This window comes from Hyphomicrobium facile (assembly GCF_900116175.1).
Taxonomy (GTDB): Bacteria; Pseudomonadota; Alphaproteobacteria; order Rhizobiales; family Hyphomicrobiaceae; genus Hyphomicrobium_B; species Hyphomicrobium_B facile.
Genome location: NZ_FPCH01000004.1, coordinates 175,660 through 190,113 on the forward strand (window position 1 = coordinate 175,660; position 14,454 = coordinate 190,113).

14 protein-coding genes and 1 tRNA gene are annotated in these 14,454 nt (G+C 59.2%); 9 read left to right on the top strand and 6 right to left on the bottom strand.

Annotated features, from left to right (window positions below):
• Positions 1 to 866 precede the first annotated feature (866 nt).
• Positions 867 to 1,313 (bottom strand): cupin domain-containing protein, encoded by a 447-nt coding sequence (locus BM399_RS18810; RefSeq protein ID WP_092869470.1) that lies wholly within the window; start codon positions 1,311 to 1,313, stop codon positions 867 to 869.
• A gap of 211 nt (positions 1,314 to 1,524) precedes the next feature.
• Between BM399_RS18810 and BM399_RS18815 the strand changes: the two genes are divergently transcribed.
• Entirely contained in the window at positions 1,525 to 2,466 is a 942-nt protein-coding gene (locus tag BM399_RS18815; RefSeq protein WP_092869327.1) for a hypothetical protein, read from the top strand.
• A gap of 24 nt (positions 2,467 to 2,490) precedes the next feature.
• Here the strand turns inward: BM399_RS18815 and BM399_RS18820 are convergent, their stop codons facing one another.
• Positions 2,491 to 2,937 (bottom strand): DUF1810 domain-containing protein, encoded by a 447-nt coding sequence (locus BM399_RS18820; protein ID WP_092869328.1) that lies wholly within the window; start codon positions 2,935 to 2,937, stop codon positions 2,491 to 2,493.
• Positions 2,938 to 3,076: 139 nt separating this feature from the next.
• Between BM399_RS18820 and BM399_RS18825 the strand changes: the two genes are divergently transcribed.
• Entirely contained in the window at positions 3,077 to 4,315 is a 1,239-nt protein-coding gene (locus BM399_RS18825) for an MFS transporter (protein ID WP_092869329.1), read from the top strand.
• A 44-nt stretch (positions 4,316 to 4,359) separates the two neighbouring features.
• Here BM399_RS18825 and BM399_RS18830 read toward each other — a convergent pair whose 3' ends face one another.
• Together BM399_RS18830 and BM399_RS18835 are read right to left on the bottom strand one after the other, a co-directional pair.
• On the bottom strand, positions 4,360 to 5,256 hold the full coding sequence (locus tag BM399_RS18830; RefSeq protein WP_092869330.1) for an MBL fold metallo-hydrolase: 897 nt from the start codon (positions 5,254 to 5,256) through the stop codon (positions 4,360 to 4,362).
• Positions 5,257 to 5,303: 47 nt separating this feature from the next.
• Positions 5,304 to 5,996: a TetR/AcrR family transcriptional regulator gene (locus BM399_RS18835; protein WP_143117871.1), complete on the bottom strand. Its 693-nt coding sequence runs from the start codon at positions 5,994 to 5,996 to the stop codon at positions 5,304 to 5,306.
• A 222-nt stretch (positions 5,997 to 6,218) separates the two neighbouring features.
• Here BM399_RS18835 and BM399_RS18840 point away from each other — a divergent pair, with 222 nt between their 5' ends.
• From BM399_RS18840 to BM399_RS18865, 6 genes are all read left to right on the top strand, one after another.
• Positions 6,219 to 7,103: an ABC transporter permease gene (locus BM399_RS18840; protein WP_210186978.1), complete on the top strand. Its 885-nt coding sequence runs from the start codon at positions 6,219 to 6,221 to the stop codon at positions 7,101 to 7,103.
• Positions 7,104 to 7,106: 3 nt separating this feature from the next.
• The gene (locus BM399_RS18845) at positions 7,107 to 7,937 is read left to right on the top strand and encodes an ABC transporter ATP-binding protein (protein WP_092869333.1); all 831 of its coding nucleotides are present in this window, start codon (positions 7,107 to 7,109) and stop codon (positions 7,935 to 7,937) included.
• A 35-nt stretch (positions 7,938 to 7,972) separates the two neighbouring features.
• Complete coding sequence (locus BM399_RS18850; protein WP_177228222.1) at positions 7,973 to 8,983, top strand: ABC transporter substrate-binding protein; 1,011 nt, start codon at positions 7,973 to 7,975, stop codon at positions 8,981 to 8,983.
• Positions 8,984 to 9,091: 108 nt separating this feature from the next.
• On the top strand, positions 9,092 to 10,453 hold the full coding sequence (gene glnT / locus BM399_RS18855; protein ID WP_092869335.1) for a type III glutamate--ammonia ligase: 1,362 nt from the start codon (positions 9,092 to 9,094) through the stop codon (positions 10,451 to 10,453).
• 10 nt (positions 10,454 to 10,463) lie between these two features.
• On the top strand, positions 10,464 to 11,219 hold the full coding sequence (locus BM399_RS18860; protein ID WP_092869336.1) for a creatininase family protein: 756 nt from the start codon (positions 10,464 to 10,466) through the stop codon (positions 11,217 to 11,219).
• A gap of 299 nt (positions 11,220 to 11,518) precedes the next feature.
• Entirely contained in the window at positions 11,519 to 11,800 is a 282-nt protein-coding gene (locus BM399_RS18865; protein WP_092869337.1) for a hypothetical protein, read from the top strand.
• A 70-nt stretch (positions 11,801 to 11,870) separates the two neighbouring features.
• On the opposite strand, the gene BM399_RS18870 is transcribed toward BM399_RS18865, so the two are convergent.
• A complete protein-coding gene (locus BM399_RS18870; RefSeq protein WP_092869338.1) occupies positions 11,871 to 12,188 on the bottom strand; it encodes a hypothetical protein in 318 nt (105 codons plus the stop codon).
• A 151-nt stretch (positions 12,189 to 12,339) separates the two neighbouring features.
• Positions 12,340 to 12,413: transfer RNA gene (locus BM399_RS18875), tRNA-Gly, on the bottom strand.
• A 256-nt stretch (positions 12,414 to 12,669) separates the two neighbouring features.
• Between BM399_RS18875 and BM399_RS18880 the strand changes: the two genes are divergently transcribed.
• The gene (locus tag BM399_RS18880) at positions 12,670 to 14,361 is read left to right on the top strand and encodes an OFA family MFS transporter (protein WP_092869339.1); all 1,692 of its coding nucleotides are present in this window, start codon (positions 12,670 to 12,672) and stop codon (positions 14,359 to 14,361) included.
• Positions 14,362 to 14,454 lie beyond the last annotated feature (93 nt).

The following is a 14,454-nucleotide window of genomic DNA, read 5'->3' on the forward strand; positions in this document are numbered from 1 at the left end:
AATGGCCGCACGGAGTCTTCGCCAGCCCATAATGGAATTCTCTCCGCGTGCGACGCATCATCGCCGCGAGGTCGCCTGTCGCAAAAGCTATAAAGAAATGTCGTTTGCTGTGCGCGGAGGGATATTTCGGGGGGACGAATATTTGGTGCTAAATTGAATAAAAGGTAGTCCAATTAATGTCACTTTCCACCCGCTCCGTAATTATCGTGTCTACGCCTGGCTGCGTTCCCCACCACGTCAGAAACGCGCTCCTCAATACCGGAGCCACAACACACGTTTTCAATAGCTATGCCGCTGCATTGACTCTGCTGCGACGGAAGAAAATCGACACCGTCGTGATTCAATTCGCGCGCGACACGGCCACCGTCAATTTTTGTGAAGCCGTACGGTCTCTGAATGTACCGGTGGTCTACGCTTCACCATCCACGAACTGAGACATCAAGGTCCAAACTCCCGATAGCGGCCGGATTTTATCTCAGAGCCCGGTATCGTGATCAGGAGCAAAACCACCGGTTGCTCGGCGCGCGTCGCACTATCTAGTCGGCGTCGCCGCTGAGTGGAACTTTTTCAATTGCGATGCGGTTGGTGCGCCTTAACGGCATCAGGAATCGAAGTCGGAAAAGTTATCCACAGAACTTGACAGTTTGTCAGTTGAATTTGACAGCGCAAGGGAGGAAAACAATCAGCATACTGTATTGATATTTCAGCACGTGTCCATATTTCAGACAGGGGGTATCTTTTTAGATATCCCCTTTTGGCTGGCCTGAACGATCCAGCCAAATCACCTGCCACGCTGGCAGATTCCCTATTCTAAATTCTTCACAGCCAATCCCGTCCCGCTCGCACTCCAACCGTGCAGTTGATGATCAATCACGATCGCCCCGATGATCGCCTCTGTTACGGGGATCGTCGTTGGGATCCAAATATTCTAGACCCAGCGGACCTATCGCCGTCACCTGAGTGACGTATTCGCCGGATTTTGCCCAATGAAAGTGAGACGTGTCGCCGGGTAGAACAATGACGCTTCCGGGCGGATAGGCTTGCAACTTGCCGCCGTCAAATTGGTCGCCGAGGCCTATGTAAAAAATTCCGGAGATGACCGTGTAGACTCGGTCCTCCGGGTGACTGTGCGGCATCAGCTTTACGCCGGAGGGAACCTTCACCCTGATCACATAGGGCGCAGCCTCCGCGGGCTGCCCGACAACGACGGCAAGCCGGACCGATGACGGAAACGCGGGGAAAGGCTTCCAGTCGATATTTTCAGGCAGCGTCGCTTTGAATTCGCTCTGTCCTGGCTGGTGGGTCCGGCCCATTGCAGCCTCCGGCGTTTGTACTGTTCCCGCACTATCGCTCTTCACAGAAGAAAGACAGGCGGTGATAAAGAGACTCTAAAAACGGGCTTTCGCTATTGACGCAGCCATTGGAGCGCGCGTCCCGCGTGCCCCAGGGAGGAAAACGCGGGCCGAGCGGCGTTGGGTCGCTGCCGTCTCGGATCGCCGAATGTCAACGTGAGGATCGACGAGCGTGACCGAAATAGCCTTGGGAATAGTCGGCGCATTCTATGCGTTCGCCGGGTGGTTGGCGACGCGGGCAGCTCTGACGTCCCTCTTCATGGACCTGGCCATAGCCGGCATCTCCGGACAGAAACCGAAAGCGGCCGAGACCGCGCAAAGCTACTGGCTCCTCGCCGCTGCAAATCTCATTCTCGCTGGTGGCGTCGCCCTCGTCATCCGCGCGGACTTTGCAATGTGGCTGTTCCTCCTCTCCGCATTTGGGCAGGCATTCTATTTGTATTACCTCGCCCCGCAGATCTTCGACCACGAAGAGCCGCCTGACGCCACGGGTCGCGCACAGACGCGCAATGCCTTCGTGCTCTATCTGGCGGCCACCGCGTTTGTCGTTTGGGCGGCGAGCCGGGACGCGCTGATGAGCTGGCAAGAAGTGCCAGGCCCACTCCTCGCTGCCGCCGTCGCAGCCGTTGTCGCGCATTTTGGCTATGTCCTCTGGATGGTCGTCGGCCCCGGCAGCATGCGCGCATCGGCGAGCGCCTCCCCGCTCGCGTGGTCCGACGAAGCCGCGTGGCCTGACGACGAGAACCCGTCGGCCCTCGAGAGCGATCCTTCGCAATCCCGGTCGATCAAGCTGATGGCCGACTTCCACACCTACCCGCTCTGGGCGATGGACGAACACCTTTACGGAGATTTCCCCCCCGAGAAGCTGGGGCTCTCACAAGAGCTTTCGGCCGACCTCAACGCCTGGGCGGATGCTTTCACGTCGTCACTGAACAGCGATGATCCAGCCAACAGTCTCTGGTCGGATGAGCAGCATAGAGCCCATCAGGCCGAGGCGCGGCCGCTCGCTCTTCGCATCGCGAAGGAGCGCCCCGATCTCAAGATTTACATCGCGGTCGGCGCAGGCAATGCTGTCGAGGTCGAGACTGGGCCGATAGAAGAGCCCGAGCGATAACGCACTGCACCCCGCGGCCGATCGTTATGCGTCTTTGTTGATTTTACCCAGAAGCGCGAGCGTCTTTCGGTCGGGGCCGTTGCAGAAGGTATAGAGCGCGCGAGCGTAGATGCTTTCGTGACCCGTCACCGATGCGAACAGCGTCATCGACGAGTGGAATTTCAGGTTGTCGGGCGTGCCCAGTATATCGATCAGGGATTTGTCTCTGTGATCGAGCATGAGGGCCGTCACCTGAGCAAGGCGGGGTCCGAGGACCGGATGCCCAATATAGGCCAGAGCCTCCTCATAGCTCCCGATGCCGAATTTCTCCGACATGGCGCTTGAGCCGAGACCGCGCAGCTGCGGAAAAACGTACCACATCCAGTGCGACAACTTTTTGCCGGCTGCGAGTTCCCTCGCCGCACGCACGAAGCTGTCCGCCTGAGCATTGACGAACCGTTCGAGGTCGAAGGGATCGGCGCGATCTGGCATGTACGTCCTCTTGAAACAACATCGGCAAAGTTCGGCTTGCCAAGCCCAAAGAGAGATTGTGGGACCAATGCTAAAGCTATTGGAACAATTCACCGAACCACAAACTTCTCCACTACGCTGACTATCTGTGGAGAGACGCATGGCCGGACCCGAGTTGGCCTCAGACGCAATTCATAAGGCCAAGACGCGACGCGCCCCGTGGTCGCTCCTAACTCTCAACTTTTTCATGGCCGATTTTCAAGCCGGAATCGGACCGTTTCTCGGCGTCTTTCTATTGGCGCACGGCTGGAAAAGCGGATTGATTGGTACCGTCATGACGTTCGGAGGCGTCGCAGGCATGCTGATGAGTATGCCGGCCGGAGCACTGATCGATCAAACGCGATACAAGCGGGCCTGCGTTATCATAGCGTGTTTCTTCACGATCGCGGCGTCGACAATCGTTCTTCTGTCTCAAGAGTTCTGGGTCGTCGCAGGCTCTCAGATGGCAACTGCCATAGCGGGCGCAGCGATCGTCCCCGCCGTGAACGGCATAACGCTCGGAATCGTAAGACAAGCCGGCTTCAATAACCAGAACGGACGAAACCAAGCCTTCAATCACGCAGGCAACATGGTGGGCTCCGCGCTATCCGGCTATGCCGGCTGGAAGTTCGGATATTCCGCTGTTTTCGTAATTGCCGCGGTGTTCGGCATCCTCGCTATTCTGTCTGTAACTTTGATCCCTGCCGCCAGCATAGACTACGCAGCCGCACGCGGACTCAAGGAAGATGGACAAGATGCTAAGGCAAGCGGCTTCACGGCTCTCATGGAATGCAAGCCACTCCTGATCCTCGCAGTCGCTCTCGCTGCTTTCCACCTCGGCAACGGGGCCATGTTGCCGCTTTACGGAATGGGCGTGGTGACAGAAGCCCGCAGCAACGGCCCGAGCTTCGTCGCGATGACCATCGTCGTCGCGCAAGCGACAATGATCCTGGCATCCCTTGTGGCAATGCGAATGAACGAAACGCGAGGCTATTGGCTCGTGCTGCTTATCTCGTTCATCGCGCTTCCGGTCAGAGGCTTGCTCGCCGCCTATTTGATCGTCCCGTGGGGCGTTTACCCGGTGCAGATACTCGATGGAGTGGGTGCCGGCTTACAAAGCGTCGCCGTTCCAGGTCTTGTCGCGCGAATTCTGAATGGCACCGGCCGCGTCAATGTTGGTCAGGGCGCAGTGATGGGAGCCCAAGGCCTCGGCGCTGCGTTGAGTCCACTTGTCGGCGGCGGGCTCGCCCAGGAGTTTGGCTATCCAACAGCGTTCGTCTGTCTCGGCCTTTTTGCGCTCATTTCGATCGGCCTTTGGCTGACGTCTCGCAACGGAGCTTCCCGCACTCAGATATCCTGAAGCGGTTTCCGCGCATGCAACCACGCTTGTCTCCGAACACTCGCCTAAGCCGCCCTGCCCCGCACTTTCTCGATGTTCATTCTATGAACGGCCTCGTAAGGCTCGAAATAGCTGATCGCACCATCCGCCAATGGCTCGGCGAGAAAAGCTTTTAGAGGTAGCCCCGCGAGATGGTCATCTTGCGCGACCCCGATCAGACGTTCGACATAAATACGCGTCGCATCGATCAAACCGGCATCGTAGCCTGGCCCCGCTATGCGCTCGGGTGCGCCGTGGTTCGGAAGAATGCGCGAAAAATCCCAAGTCGCCAGCTTTGCTAGCCCGTCAAGATGCTGCGCCAGACGGTCAGGCTCGTCGACATATGTAACCGTATCTTCGAGCGTGTCCCCCGCGAGCAATGTTCCGTCTCCCGGCAGGTACATCGCGACGCCGTCGCGACTGTGAATATCAAGCGGCCGCAATTCGATTCCAACATCGCCACAGCTCAAATCAAATCCCTCCGAGAACGTCGTCGTCGGCAGAACGAGCGGCGAAATTCCGGGCAATCCATCGAGCGTTCCGGCCTCGATCGCTTTCTTCTTATCGATAAGCAAACGCGCGGTCTCCTCGCCCGCGATAATTTCGCAATCATCGAAAACCGCGTTGCCCGCGACGTGATCCAGATGCCAATGGCTCAGCACAACGCGGATATCACGAACACCCCGCGCTTCGAGCGCCCGCCTGATGGCCCGCGCGTGCGCGAGAGACAAATGCGTGTCGTAAACAACCGCCGAGGCACCATAGACAACCGCATAGCTGCAAATGCCAAGCGCATAACCGCCGTCATCAAGCCAATTCGGCTCGGACGAATGATAGCGCTTGCCGGGCACACGCCCGTCATAGAAGCCGATCAGATTTTTTCCGAGTTGCAGCACCCTCATCGTCTCAGGCACTGTCTCCATCGGGCCCTCTCCATTCATGCAACACCGACCACCGATCCGCGGCGCGCTCACTTCTTCCGCTTCAAATGCGTATTCAGGAAAGACCGGAGTTCTCCGATCGCGACGATCGGATCGAAATCCTTCAATATCATCGCACGCGCACACACGCCGTCGAGAAAAGTCGAGATGAAGTTCGCCGTCTCCTCGACATCGACATTGCGGAAATCACCCCGCGCGACGCCCGAAGCAAGCGCCGCCTTCAACACATCCCTTTCGTCAAGATAGAACCGCCTGATCGCTTCGTCGATGCGCACGTTGCGTTTCGATGTCTTGGCATAGTCGATAGCGATCATGATGAGCTTCGATATCGTTCTGTACTCTTTCACGTGAATGTCGAGCCACCCGTAGATGATGTCGCGAGGATGCTCCAAGCCCTCGCGCGCCAAACGAAACTGCTCGAACGCCCGCTCCACAGCAAGAGTAACGGCACGCCGGAATAGCTCATCCTTGCTCCCGAAATAATAATAGATCAGCGCGGGATTGAAGCCGGTCGCATCTGCGATGTCCTTCGTCGTGACCGATGAAAACCCGCGATCGGCAAAGAGATCGAGCGCAACCGCACAGATCTTCATCTCCGTATCGGGTGAAGCGACATCGAGCCTCGGACGTCCGGCGCGCACAACGCGCCTTTGGCTCCGCCGTTTTGCCGCCTGCTTCCGGCGTTTCCGCGCGGCGACCGGCGAACTGCTCTCAGCGCTCAACGTCGTGTCTCCCTCGATCTCAACTATTCCGACGTTCCTATCAAACCCGACGCCCTGTGTCAGCCGTGCCTGAAGAATGTGCGCGTTGGTGCAAAGATTGTTCAAAAACGCTGCACTTTACGGGCCAGAATCGCTTGCCCGCGAATATTGATTAAGCGCTTAATTAGGGAGCTCAAGTGCAACTTTGGCAGCAGACAAGCCAATTCCTCTTGAGCCCGATTGATGAGCGTTTCAACCACACGGGCAATTTGGATGGATGCTTCGCCTCTAAAACTTGATGGCCCGCAGGCAACCAAGGCTGCAAGAGAACAGTCCAGAGCAAAGCGTCAGTGGAGACTGCGCGGCACACTGACGAGCCGCCAATATGCGCTTTACGCCTTCCTCGGCGTCGCCACACCGATCCTCTTATGGGCCTTCGTCAACGAGGCCGGCATCGTGCCGAAAATGTTCATGCCGGGGCCGCTCGACGTACTGAAGCGCTTCTGGTCGTGGATTGCGAATGAAGGATTCGCCGGCGATCTCACAATCAGTGTTCAGCGCGTTTCACTCGGCTTTCTCGCGTCCCTCATTATAGCGCTTCCGCTCGGACTTGTTGCCGGCACGTTCAAACCTGCCGAAGCCTTCCTCGAACCGGCCATGGATTTCATCCGTTACATGCCGGCCGTCGCCTTCGTTCCGCTGATGATGCTGTGGTGCGGCGTCGGCGAAAATTCGAAAATCGCAATCATCTTCGTCGGCACGTTCTTTCAGATGGTGCTGATGTTCGCCGATGACGTTCGCAAAGTGCCGATGCAGCAGATAGAGGCGGCACAGACCATGGGCGGCACGCGGCGGGAAATTCTCTACAAGGTCATCTTTCCCTCGGCCGCGCCTGCGCTTCTGACCACCTGCCGCATCACCCTTGGATGGGCGTGGACGTACCTGGTCGTTGCTGAAATCGTCGCTGCCAACTCCGGCCTCGGCTACTCGGTGCTCAAAGCCCAACGCTTCCTGCAAACGGACAAGATCTTCGCAGGCCTGATCGTTATCGGTTTCCTCGGCCTGATCCAGGATCAGCTCCTCCGCGCCCTCCACCACGCTCTCTTCCCTTACCTGCGGAGGCAATAGGCAATGACCAACGCCATCGAGATCAAGGGCGTCTTCAAAAGCTTCGACGGAAAGCGCGGCCGCAATCTCGTCCTCGACGACGTGAGCCTTTCGATCGCAGCCGGAACGTTCGTCACGATCGTCGGCGCGTCGGGCTGCGGAAAATCAACGTTGCTGAGGATCGTTGCAGGCCTCGAGTCCGCCGATGGCGGCATCGTTCTCGTCGGCGGCAAAGAGATTGCAGGCCCAGGCGTCGATCGCGCGATGGTGTTTCAGGACTACAGCCTCTTCCCGTGGCTGACGGTCGCGCAGAATGTCCTCTTCAGCCGCCGTCTCAGCGCCAACAAATACGACAATCTCGCGCTCGAACGCGACGCCGAAGAAAAACGTGCGGCGTCGCTGATCTCGCTCGTCGGCCTATCCGCATCGCAGGATCTTTATCCCTCGCAACTTTCGGGCGGCATGCGCCAGCGCATCGCGATCGCGCGCGCACTGATGTCGAAGCCGTCGATCATTCTGATGGACGAACCGTTCGGCGCGCTCGATGCGCAAACGCGCGAGGTCATGCAGGATCTCGTACTGGACGTCGTCGAGCAGGAAGGCACGACGATCATGTTCGTGACACACGACGTCGAGGAAGCTCTCTATCTCGGCACGCAAGTCGTCCTCATGTCACCGCATCCAGGCCGGATCGACACGATCTATGACGTGCCGCTTCCGAAAAAGCGCGATGAGCAGATGCGCATCGACCCTCAGTTTCTACAGCTCAAGCGGACCGTGATGGAACGTATCCGCGATACGGTTGGCCTGTCCCTCGACAGGTCTGCAGTGGGAAGCATCGAAGCCGGTGCATGACGCCCGGTACCTTTAACGGAGGAGTATCAGAGACCATGCGTAGACTTTTGTCACGTATACGGACTGTAGGAATAGGCGGCGCATTCGCATTGGCCGGACTGGCGTCGATACACGCAAGCTCCGCCCGCGCCGAAGAGGTCAACCTCGCGACGGTCGCATGGATCGGTTACGCGCCGTTCTACGTCGCCGTCGAAAAAAACATGTTCGATAAGTACGGCGTCAAAGTCGCTCTTAAAGATTTCGCCGACCCGGCCCTTATTCCGGCCGCCCTTCAGAGCGGCGGAATTCAGGGCGCGATGTACACCTACGATCAGGTGATCAACCTCGTCGCCAACGGCAACAACTATCGCGTCGTGATGCCGATCGATTATTCCAACGGCGCCGATGCAATCCTCGCCCAGAAGTCGATCAAGTCGTTGGCCGACCTCAAGGGCAAGAAAGTCGCCTACCCGTTCGCAACGTGCGACAACCTTCTCGTCGCCTATGCGCTGCAGCAGGCCGGTTTGACCGAAGCCGATGTCGAAGGCCTCGACGCAACGCCCGAGAGCGTTGCCGCGGCTTTGCTGGGCGGCGCTGTTGCCGGCGCCACCTACGAACCCAACGTCAGCAAAATCCTGAAGCTCGACGCCAACGGCGGCTACCACGCCCTCTACACATCGGCGTCGGCCCCCGGTCTGATCACCGACGTCCTCTACTTCTCGGCCGACTACATCGAGAAAAATCCCAAGACTGTCGAAGCCGTGATCAAGGGCTACATCGACGGCATGGCGTTCCTGAAGGAGAATCCCGACGAAGCCTACGCGATCGTTGCGAAATACTTCTCGACGTCGGTTGACGATGTGAAGGAACAGGCGAAGGGCGCTTACAATATTCCGGTCGCCGAAATGGCCGGATATTTCGCTCCGCGCGACGATGCAAAATCGCTCTTCACGTCGGGCAAGTTGATCGCGGACGTGCTCATCAAGCGCGACCAGATCAAGGCAGCGCCGAAGATCGAGGACACCTTCGACGCGAAGTTCGTCAGCTCCCTCGTTGCCGCGAAATAACGACCGAACAAACGAACGAACCGGCGCGGCTTGAGTACCGCCATCGGCCTTGCCGCGCCGGCTCGACACCCCCTCAAAGCCAAAACGAACATCGGAGACGATAAGAAAATGGACGCCGTCGTCAACAAACCGCGCTCAGAACTCGAAGATCAGCTCGTATCGAAAGGCGTGAAATATCTGCTCGCCAGCTACGTCGACATGCATGGCGTGTCGAAGGGCAAGGCTGTGCCGGTATCGCACCTCGACCGCATGCTCGGCGGATCGGAACTCTGCACGGGTGCGGCGCTCGACGGAGTTCCGCAGGATGTGAGCGAAGAAGAAGTGGCAGCTCACCCCGACGCCGCCTCGTGCACCGTTCTTCCCTGGAAGGACGACATTGCCTGGTTCGCAAGCGATCTCTGGTGCAGGGGCAAACCCTTCGAAGCCTGCAGCCGTAACATCCTGAAGCGCACGCTCGCAAAAGCCGATGCCATGGGATACGGCCTCAACCTCGGCATGGAAGCCGAATTCTTCGTGCTGAAAGACGACCCAGCACTCGGCTTCAAGCCGCTGTCGGATCGCAAGCATCTCGAAAAGCCTGCCTACGACGTCACGCGCACGCTCGACAACATGGGTTGGATCGGCGAACTCGTCGACGCCATGAACGGCCTCGGCTGGGACGTCTACAGCTTCGACCACGAAGACGGCATCGGACAGTTCGAAATCGACTTCCGCTATTTCGACGCCCTCTCCATGGCGGACAAGTTCGTGTTCTTCCGTCTCATGGCCCACGAGATCGCCCGCAAGCATGGCGGCTTCGCAACCTTTATGCCGAAGCCCTACGCCGACCGCGCAGGCAGCGGCGCGCATTTCAACATGTCGCTTTCGGATAAGAAGACGGGCAAGAACCTGTTCGCCGATCCGGCCGATCCGCGTGGCTGCGGCCTTTCCAAGCTCGGCTATCAGTTCCTCGCCGGCGTCATGAAGCATCTTCCCGCGATCTGCGCCGTGGTCGCACCGACCGTGAACAGCTACAAGCGCCTCGTCTTGAAGGGTTCGATGTCGGGCTTCACCTGGGCGCCTGTTTGGGCCTGCTACGGCAACAACAACCGCACCAACACACTGCGCATTCCGCAAGGCGGCGGCCGCATCGAGTTGCGGGCCGCAGACAGCGCCTGCAATCCCTATCTCGGTGCAGCGCTCGTCCTGGCCGCCGGTCTCGAAGGCATTACCAACGAACTCGATCCGGGTGATCCCCACACCGAGAACATGTATCTGAAGAGCGAAGCCGAACTCAAAGCCATGGGCGTCTATCATCTTCCGCGCACGCTCGACGAAGCGGTCTCCGCTTTCGACGCCGATCCTTTGAGCGAAGAAACGTTCGGGCAAGCGATGAAGAAGACCTGGGTCGACTACAAGCGTGACGAGTGGCTGAGCTACCTCAATCACGTCTCCGACTGGGAACGCGCCCGCTACCTGAAGTTCTACTGAAGGCGCGCCGATGAATTGGGCGGAAAGAACATGGAGCGAATTGCCGGGCGACTTGGCGAATGCCAGCCACTCGGCAATTCTACCCGTAGGCGCGACCGAGCAGCACGGACCGCATCTCGGCACAGGCATGGACTACGTTTTGGCGGATCGCCTCTGCCGGAAAGTTGCAGAGCGGACGAGCGTTCCGATGCTCCCCGTTCTGCCCTACGGGTGCTCGATCGGTCATAGTCGCCGCTGGCCCGGCACGATTGCACTTCAGCCGATAACGCTGATCAATGTCGTGAAGGAAATCGGCGACTGGGCCTATCACAGCGGCGTGCGGCGGCTCTTCATCGTCAACAGTCACGTGACGAACTACGCGCCACTCCGATGCGCTCTCGAAATGCTTCGAGCCGAGCACGACGACATGATGGTCGCGCTCATCAACACGGCGACGGTCAGCGACCGGGTGCGCGCCGCGCATTTTGCCGACGGTGACGACTGGCACGCGAACGCCGCCGAGACGTCGCTCATGCTCGCGGCAGCTCCCGAAATCGCGAGGCCAGATTTGATCGCAAGCTCGGATGACCCGGATCGCACAGGCGGTCTCGTCTTTTCACACCCCGTGAACAGAACGAGTCTCAACGGGGTTACGGGAAAGCCGAGCCTCGCGAACGTCGACCAGGGACTCGAGCTTTTCAACTGGATGGTCGAGGACCTTGCCGCAATCATAGAACGAGGCAAATCCGAACGGCCGCCAATTGATCAGTCCTATTTCGGCGGCTGAGGCCCGATTTGATGCCACGACCCGATTTGATGACGCGAATTGATCGCGCGCAACGATTGCGAGAGTGGCGGCCAGGAGTCAGGGCCAGCAGTGGCGGCCAGGAGTTGCGGGATGAGCACCCCCTGCCGCCACATACCTCCCCGCTCCTGAAGGGGCGTGCACCCCTTTCTCCGCCATGCTAGCCTCGCGTGGGCGGCCGAGTTCTCTCGCACATGATGACAACATCAGGCGCCTGAACGGGCCGGATTGCTTCGAAAGAACAAGCCGCTTGCTCGTCCTTTCGAAACCAGGAGGGTGGTATGCCGAACTTTGGAATTCCTCGCCGGGTCGCGTCGGATTTCAAGGCCGAATCTGTGTCCGTCAACTGGAGACGCGGCCTGTTTCGAGTCTGGATGCTGATCTCGGCAGGCTGGATCATGGGATGGACGATCTACCTTATACTCGAAGGCGTCCAAGGCAGCCTGAGCACGAGAGGCGATTTCATCGAGGTCCCGATATTGCTCTTCGCCCCGCCGATTGCGCTTTGGCTATTCGGCTTGGCCGCAGCCTGGGCGATCCGCGGATTCGAAGTCGAGAGATAAAAACCGCGGCGCCAATCGGCGACGTCGCGGCTACGAACGAATTAGGAAATCTAGTTGGCCGCCGGCGCGATCACGTCGCGTCGGATTGCGCGCGTGCGTGATCGGGCGAACCCTTCGTCTTCCAGAACCGGTGAGCGCGCGCTTCCTCGTTGTCGCTTTTCGTCAGCGACAAATGTTCTGCGAGTGCTTTCGAATCCTTGATGACGTCTTCCCAGGTCAGGTCGGCAGCCTGCAACATTTCCGAAGCCTTCAAGGCCGCCGACGCTCGCTCGCCTTCATTGGGAGAGGCGAGCATCGCGCAGAGCTTCATGAAGCGGGAAATGTCGAGAGCAACGGGACGCCGCTCGGCCGAACCGACGGATTGAATGCGACGACGCCACTTGGCCATGTCACCCTCTGAAAGCCGTGCCCCAACTCTTGGGTGCCCCTAAGTCTTTGTACTCTGCGTTTCAACAGCTTGGTAGTTACTTGCGCGACGCCCCGCGAAACAGCCGAGCCTCTTATACGTCTTTGATTTTATGGAGAAATTTTGGAGAAGTTGGAGCGGGTGATGGGAATCGAACCCACGTATTCAGCTTGGAAGGCTGCTGCTCTACCATTGAGCTACACCCGCGCCGCGGCGAATTCCGCGTTTTGTAGCGAATTTTTTCTGATCCGCAACGGCCTTTGACGAGGGCCGCGATGTTGACCACACCTTGACGCTCCGCCTGCTTCCATCAGCACCGCATTAAAACGCCGCTATAACGGACAAGATTCAGCGCGCGACGTCCACAATAGCGTCCGGCCCGTGTTGATTGTGTCGCGCCCCCCATGCAAGAAAGACGGAAAAAAGCAGCGACGAACTGCCGTATATTTTTGGGGGAACAACAATGAGTGTAACGAGCCCGGCGGATGCGTCCGCTCCCGGTTTGCTTGATCGAGAACGTATCGTCGCGAAGGCCGGCTTCAATCGCTGGCTCGTCCCGCCAGCGGCTCTCGCCATCCATCTCTGCATCGGCATGGCCTATGGCTTCTCCGTTTTTTGGAAGCCGCTGCAAGCGGCGCTCCTCGGCGCCGACGGCAAACCTCTGCCGGAATGCTCCGCCGGTGCGGTAACCTTCAGCGAGAAGGCCGCAGGCACGCTCAAAGCCCTGTCCGCCACCGACTGCAATTGGAGCCAGTTCGATCTCGGCTGGATGTTCACATTCTTCTTCGTCCTGCTCGGCGTCTCCGCCGCGATCTGGGGCGGGTGGCTTGAACGGGCCGGCCCGCGCAAAGCAGGTGTCGTCGCGGCAATCTGCTGGTGCGGCGGCCTCGTGATTTCCGCCCTCGGCGTCCATCAGCATCAGCTCTGGCTCATGTGGCTCGGCGCCGGCGTCATCGGCGGTGTCGGCCTCGGACTGGGCTACATCTCGCCGGTATCGACCCTGATCAAATGGTTTCCCGACCGTCGCGGCATGGCAACTGGCCTCGCCATCATGGGCTTCGGCGGCGGCGCGATGATCGGCTCGCCGCTGGCCACACTCCTCATGAACCACTTCAAGACGGAAGGCGATCCCGGCGTCTGGCAGACCTTCCTCGTCATGGCCGCGATCTACGCCGTATTCATGCTCATCGGTGCCTTTGCCTATCGCCTGCCGCCGGCCGGATGGAAGCCGGAAGGCTGGACCCCGCCGGCGTCGACGAACGCCATGATCACGTCGAACCAGGTGCATCTCGCCAACGCGCACAAGACGCCCCAGTTCTGGCTTTTGTGGCTTGCGCTCTGCCTCAACGTTTCGGCTGGTATCGGCATCATCGGAGCCGCTTCGCCAATGTTGCAGGAGACATTTGGCGGTGCCCTGATCGGCCATCCCGAACTTGCATTCGCCGATGTCAAAAAGGACGCCGCTCTTGCAGCTCAAGCAGCTGGCGTCGCGGCTGGGTTCGTCGGCCTCATCTCGCTCTTCAACATCTTCGGGCGAATTGCGTGGGCCTCGTCCTCGGACGCGCTCGGCAGGAAGCAGACCTACTTCATCTTCTTCGTGCTAGGAGCGACGCTCTACGCACTCGCAACGCAAGCGGCCGAATGGAAGTCGCTGGCGCTCTTCGTCGCCTGCTTCTGCATCATAGCATCGATGTACGGCGGCGGCTTTGCGACGATACCTGCCTACCTCGCCGACATGTTCGGCACCCAGTTCGTCGGCGCCATCCACGGCCGTCTCCTCACCGCCTGGTCGACAGCCGGCATCGTCGGTCCCGTGATCGTCAACTACCTGCACGACACCCGGCAGGCCGAAGGCATTCCTGCCGATCAGATCTACGGGCCCATATTCTACGTGCTGGCGGGGCTGTTGGTTGTCGGGTTCCTCGCCAACCTGCTCGTGCGTCCCGTTAATCCGAAATGGAACATGACGGACGCCGAAATCGCCGAAGAACGCGCCAAACTGCATGAGAAGGGCGGCGCCAAAGTCTCAGGCTCGTTCGGCATCGGCAAGGGCGGCATCGATGCGAAGGCCGTGCCCTTCTGGCTCCTCGTCCTGATCCCGCTCGGCTGGGGAATCTGGATTACGGTGCAGAAGACAGTTGCGCTGTTCGGTTAGAAACTTCGCTGACGCGTGCAGCCCGCTCGCCTAAGGCGGGTTGCATGCGCCATCAAATCTGACTGGTACAAAAGCCCACCACAAGGCCGCGCT